The sequence below is a fragment of the Flavobacterium sp. UBA6195 genome, assembly GCF_002422095.1.
Classification (GTDB): Bacteria; Bacteroidota; Bacteroidia; order Flavobacteriales; family Flavobacteriaceae; genus Flavobacterium.
The window spans coordinates 1-4,679 of sequence record NZ_DITB01000063.1; the positions used below are offsets into that span (position 1 = coordinate 1).

Sequence of the window (4,679 nt, forward strand, 5' to 3'; positions counted from 1 at the left end):
TACCAAACAATTGACATCGTGTAATGTTTTTTGTATCGATACCTTGCGCTTTTAATTGAATTAATTCCAAATCAATATCAGAATCCAGCACTACATAATCACCTACTACACCAATTACTCCATCTACTTTCTCTTTTTTAGGTTGTGCAATGACCGTAATATTAACTAAAACTAAAACGGTGAAAAGGAATTTTTTATTTATAAACTTCATATTTATTGTCTTTAATGGCATCATTCGTAATCTCTTTTTCTATTGTATTAATTAATTCTAATTTTCTTTTATTTATAATAATCTGCTTAATGGTTGGTTTTAAAAACTCAAGAGGCGTGGCGCTATCCTTTGGTAAAACATTATTCACTTTAACCAACCAAACTGTTGTTGAATCGGGATATTGAAAATTCATTCCATTTGAGATATATTTTTGCTTATTCTCTATATTAATAAACGGTATTTTCTCATAAACTTGATTGATATCTACCCAAATAGAGTCATTAAAAGCATAACTTTTAAATTGTACAGCCATTTGTTCCAAATCCTTTCTATCTTTTTTGGTAAAGGAACTAAACTTTGATTTAATTTTAGAGAATTTTGGATTTTCTTTAACTAAATTTATATATCTGAGTTTCACTAGTTCTGAAGAATTTTTAAAATATTGCTTATTCTCATTATAATATTTTTTAATCTGTTCTTCAGTTACCGTAGTGTCAATTTGTCTTATTACCAACTCTTCAATGTAGGCTTTTGTATATAAATCAATTTTATATTGTTCTATTAAAGTATTAAACTCTGAAACTTTTTCTTTCCCTATATTTCGTTCCGCAGCTTCAAATAGTATTTTTTGAGAAGCCCATCTATCAATAAATGATTTTACTATCGCTATACTATCTTTTTTTGAAGTTCCTTTTGGTACTAAATTCTCTATATCATATTCAAATAAATAACTTTCACCAACCCGTGCAATGGCCCTAGGCTTTTTCTCTGATTTGAAATAATCACAGGAAAAAAGCATCATTGAAAGTAAAAATATGGATATGAAAAACCGCATATTATTTAGTTAATTGTAATTTTACTTTGGAAAAAACTTCTTTATTAATGTTAATTTGGAATTCTTTCTTCAATTCATCAACCCAGTTATTTTCTAAAAACTGCTGATAATCACTAATCACCTTACCTTTACAATCGGCAAATTCTTTTGGCCCTGCTTCATTAATTCTTTTCACATTAACTACAAAATAGTATTTATCTTTATTTACAACCGATGTAACACCAACTGCAGCATTTGAATATTGAGATAATATATCATAGTCTTCTTCGTAAAGTCCTGATTTTACCATAACATTTACTTTTCCATCGTTGTTTAACTTTTCTTTTATATACTCTAATGACTTGCCCTTTTTGAGAAATTTTTGTGCTTTTTCAATGATTAATTTATCAGTTGAAGATAAAATATCTACATCATATCTTTTTTTCCATTGGTACTTCTCAATATTAGCCTTGTGGAAATTCATCAAACCTGTGGTATCCGATTTAGCTCTATTCCATATTTCCTTTTCCATTAAATCAAACAACAACAATCCATCACGATATTCATCCATTACATAACGAAATTCTGAAAACTCATTTTCTAGATTATCATTGTAGTAATTAGTTAATTGCTCATCTGTGAATTTTTCAAACAATTCATCTACCAATTTAGCAACGGGTTTTGTTTTGATATTCGATTTTTGTTGAGTGTAAATAAAATTTAAAAACGATGGTGCTGTAACCTTTTGAGTTTTATTAATAGTCAACAAAGGAAGATTCATTTCTTTCAAATTTGCAGGAATTTGCCAGGTTTGACTGTAAAAATCCTCTGTAACGCTTTTCTTAATTTGAGCTAAAACCTTTGCATCTTTAACATAAGTATATTTTGCTCTTAACTTTTTTGCTAATGAATTTGTAATTAATAAAGAACGCTCATCTTTTCTAATTTTTTCCTCTAAATCTGCCTTCATTTCATCAAATGGAAGCAGAGGATGTTTCTCGATTAATTTTACAATATGCCAACCAAACTGCGATTGAAATGGAGCTGAAATTTGATTTTTCTCTTTTAACTCAAAAGCTACATTTTCAAACTCCTCCGAACTCAATTGACCTGAACCAAAACGTTGTAAAAGACCACCCTTTGGAGCAGAAGATTTATCTTCAGAAAATTGTTGGGCTAAACTCTCAAAACTTTCACCTTGTTGTATTTTTTTATAAATATCCTCAATTGTTGTTTTTGCTTTTTCAGCTTGAGCAACATCTGAATTATTAGGTTTTACAATCATGATGTGCGCAACAGTAACCTCTCCTCTATTGACTCTTTTATCAGTTACTTTTACAATATGATAACCAAAACGAGTGCGAAATGGCTTTGAAACCTGACCTACTTTAGTTTTGTATACTGCATTTTCAAATGGATATACCATTCTAAATGCCGAAAAATATCCTAAATCTCCATTATTCTCTCTTACAGATGGGTCTTCTGAAGTTTGTTTTGCAACAGTTACAAAATCTTCACCAGCATCTAATCTTTTTTTAATATCTAAAACTTTATTATAAGCTTTTAAAGTATCCTGAGGTAATGCTCCTTCATCAACTAAAACTAAAATATGTGAAGCTTTTACTTCTTGTTGCAATCTTTCATAAGCTTCATGAACTAATTCATTAGTAACTTTTGAGTCATTTAAATAATTTTTTGATAGTTGATTTCTATAAGATTTCAACTCCGCTTGATAATTAGAACCCTTTTGCAGACCTAATTTATTTGCTTTTTCAACTTTTAGCTTGTATCCAACAAACAAATCCAAATACTTATCTAAATCTTTTTGAGAATCATCTTTTACCAAATCCAAATTTTTATTGTACACTCTGATGAATTCATCCGTGTAATAAGGATGATTGTCTATTGAAAATAATACTTCCTTGGTTTGGGCTAATAAAAAGTAAGGTGTTATTAAGAAAACAAAAATAAGTAAGCGACTAATTTTCATAATTATTTATACATTTTTAGTTGTAATCGACAAAAATAACAATTCGAGACTATTCCACAACATTTATAAGCGACTATTAACAGAAATTTCTGTAAAAAAAAGTTACTTTTGCACAAAATTTTGAATAATGAGTTTTATAGAAGAAATAGCAAGAAGACGAACTTTTGGAATTATCTCGCATCCCGATGCTGGTAAAACGACTTTAACCGAGAAATTATTGTTGTTTGGAGGTGCTATTCAGGAAGCTGGAGCTGTAAAAAGTAATAAAATTAAAAAAGGAGCTACTTCCGATTTCATGGAGATTGAAAGACAAAGAGGAATTTCGGTAGCCACTTCTGTCTTGGCTTTCAATTATAAAGATAAAAAAATCAACATCTTAGATACGCCAGGTCACAAAGACTTTGCTGAAGATACTTTTAGAACGTTAACTGCCGTTGATAGTGTAATTGTTGTAATTGACGTTGCAAAAGGGGTTGAGGAACAAACAGAAAAACTGGTAGAAGTTTGTAGAATGCGAAACATTCCAATGATTGTTTTCATCAACAAATTAGACCGTGAAGGTAAAGATGCCTTCGATTTGATGGATGAAGTAGAGAAAAAATTAAAACTTCGAGTTACACCATTAAGTTTCCCTATTGGAATGGGATACGATTTTCAAGGAATTTATAATATTTGGGAAAAGAACATCAACCTTTTTGAAGGCGATAGTCGTAAAAACATTGAAGAAACGATTGCTTTTAACGACATCAATAGTCCAGAATTAGAAGGAATTATTGGTGAAAAACCAGCAAACCGATTAAGAGAAGAATTGGAATTAATCGATGAAGTTTATCCTCCATTTAGCCGTGAAGAATATTTGGAAGGCGATTTACAACCGGTGTTCTTTGGTTCGGCTTTGAATAATTTTGGAGTTCGCGAATTGTTAGACTGTTTCGTTGAAATTGCTCCAACTCCTAGACCAAAAGAATCAGACACCAGATTAGTAAGACCAGAAGAAGAAAAATTAAGCGGATTTGTATTTAAAATTCATGCTAACATGGATCCAAAACACAGAGACCGTTTGGCTTTTATCAAAATTGTATCGGGAACGTTTGAAAAAAACAAACCTTATTTGCATGTTCGTTTAGGAAAGAATTTAAAATTCTCGAGTCCGAATGCGTTTTTTGCTGAGAAAAAAGAGATTGTTGATATTTCATATCCTGGTGATATCGTAGGTTTACACGATACGGGTAACTTTAAAATTGGTGATACGTTAACTGAAGGAGAAATCATGAATTTCAAAGGAATTCCAAGTTTCTCACCAGAACATTTTAGATACATCAACAATGCTGATCCTTTAAAATCGAAACAATTAGAAAAAGGAGTTGACCAGTTAATGGACGAAGGAGTAGCCCAGTTGTTTACCTTAGAAATGAACGGAAGAAAAGTTATTGGAACGGTGGGAGCGCTACAATACGAAGTAATTCAATACCGTTTAGAGCATGAATATGGTGCAAAATGTACGTATGAAAACTTCCCTGCGTTTAAAGCGTGTTGGGTAAAACCACAAGATCCTAAAAATACCGAGTTTGCCGAATTTAAACGTGTAAAACAAAAATTCTTAGGTCATGATAAATACGGACAATTGGTGTTCTTAGCCGATAGCGATTTCTCTATCCAAATGA

General features: G+C 30.9%; 3 protein-coding genes and 1 pseudogene. 1 reads left to right on the plus strand and 3 read right to left on the minus strand.

Annotation, left to right across the window (positions count from 1 at the left end):
- The 3 genes and pseudogenes from B4I81_RS05465 to B4I81_RS05475 all read right to left on the minus strand — a co-directional run.
- Nucleotides 1-211 (minus strand): annotated as a pseudogene (locus B4I81_RS05465) (peptidylprolyl isomerase); the annotation flags it as partial.
- Entirely contained in the window at nt 195-1,013 is an 819-nt protein-coding gene (locus B4I81_RS05470; RefSeq protein WP_291108540.1) for a hypothetical protein, read from the minus strand. The gene B4I81_RS05470 and the pseudogene B4I81_RS05465, both read right to left, overlap by 17 nt.
- A 34-nt stretch (nt 1,014-1,047) precedes the next feature.
- A complete protein-coding gene (locus tag B4I81_RS05475; RefSeq protein ID WP_291108542.1) occupies nt 1,048-3,015 on the minus strand; it encodes a peptidylprolyl isomerase in 1,968 nt (655 codons plus the stop codon).
- A 127-nt stretch (nt 3,016-3,142) separates the two neighbouring features.
- Here B4I81_RS05475 and B4I81_RS05480 point away from each other — a divergent pair.
- Nucleotides 3,143-4,679 (plus strand): peptide chain release factor 3 (locus tag B4I81_RS05480; RefSeq protein ID WP_291108544.1); only part of this gene is annotated, 1,537 nt, incomplete at its 3' end.

Excerpts from the sequence above, each read along its gene's own strand:
- B4I81_RS05470 (WP_291108540.1), bottom strand. The coding sequence starts at position 1,013 with ATGATGCTTTTTTCCTGTGATTATTTCAAATCAGAGAAAAAGCCTAGG.
- B4I81_RS05475 (WP_291108542.1), bottom strand. The coding sequence starts at position 3,015 with ATGAAAATTAGTCGCTTACTTATTTTTGTTTTCTTAATAACACCTTAC.